Here is a 1,260-nt window from a genome sequence, read left to right as displayed (position 1 = left end):
ACCAGTTCGGTGAAGCGGGTGCTGAAGGTGCCCAGGGAGGTGCAGCCCACGGCGAAGCACACGTCGGTGACCGACATGTCGCCGCGGCGCAGGAGTGCTTTGGCGCGTTCGATACGGCGGGTCATCAGGTGGCTGTAGGGGGGTTCTCATCTGTTCGTGTGCGCGGTCACATGAGTGTGCGTGTACGTCCCTGAGTGAATTCATCGAACCACTCCTGTCGTGAAGGGCGCCGGAGCCGGATCCGAGCGGTGCGCCCCCACCCCTGGTCGGAGGAGTTTCCCTGTTCGTGCCACATCCGCCCCGGGGTGTGGCTAGCGTTGGATTCGAACACGGGAACCGAACATGGCCAGGGGGTGAGGAGCGCGTGGCAGGCACCCATCAACGGGGGGTGCGATCGATCGCGGTCCCTTACCCAGTCCCGGGACCGACCGGTGTGGCCGTGCGCACCCGCCTCAAGCACCTGACCGTTCAGGACGAGAAGGTGCTGCGGCTGGTCGGCGCGCACCTGGGCTCGTTGGCCGCCACCGATCTCAAGGCCCGCTGTGCTGACGGGTTGGACCAGGACAGCGCCTCGTGGGCGGAGCGTAAACGCCGACTGACCCCGGAGTGCTCCTCCCGGTGGGCGGGGGCGATCACCAAGGCCACCCACGACCAGTGGGCCCTGGCCCGGCGTGGCCAAGCCGCGCACCTGCGCTCTTTGGAATCCGGGATCGCCACGCTCCGGTCCCGGTTGCCGTTGCCGGTCGGGTCCAAGGGCACCGGAAAGAGGCCGGGCGGCTACCGATCCCGGCAGCAGTGGCACGCCAAGTCCCGGCGTCTGGCCACCTTGCAGGAGCGGCTCGCTGCGGTGCGGGCCGACTTCGAGGCAGGGAAAGTCTCCGTGGTGCGTGGTGGTAAGGACGTGGCCCGCAACCGTCACCATCTCGCCGATGCTCGGTTGAGCGAGTCCCAGTGGCGTGAGCGATGGGAAGCCCGGCGGTGGTTCCTCCAGGCCGATGGGGAGTCGGGGAAGCGGTTCGGGAACGAGACGATCCGTATCACTCCGCAGGGTGAGGTGTCGATCAGGCTCCCGGCGCCGCTCAAGGAATGGGCGAACGCCCCGCATGGTCGGTACCGGCTCTCGGGAACGGCCGTTTTCGCGCACCGGGGCCGGGAGTGGGCCGATCGGGTGGCGGCGAATCGGGCGGTGGCCTACCGGGTGCACCTGGATGTGGACCGTGGGCGCTGGTACATCACCGCCTCATGGCAGATCGCGGTGCC

The 1,260-nt window shown here is 68.6% G+C and carries 2 pseudogenes; one reads left to right on the top strand and one right to left on the bottom strand.

What is annotated here, in order from left to right:
- Window positions 1-146: pseudogene (locus ACWGKS_RS29995) on the bottom strand (helix-turn-helix domain-containing protein); the annotation flags it as partial.
- 287 nt (window positions 147-433) lie between these two features.
- On the opposite strand from ACWGKS_RS29995, the pseudogene ACWGKS_RS29990 reads away from it, so the two are divergent.
- Window positions 434-1,260 (top strand): annotated as a pseudogene (locus tag ACWGKS_RS29990) (IS200/IS605 family accessory protein TnpB-related protein); the annotation flags it as partial.

It is taken from the genome of Nocardiopsis sp. NPDC055879, assembly GCF_053615935.1.
The sequence above is the reverse complement of the archived record's forward strand: the minus strand, read 5'-3'. Positions and strand labels throughout refer to the sequence as shown.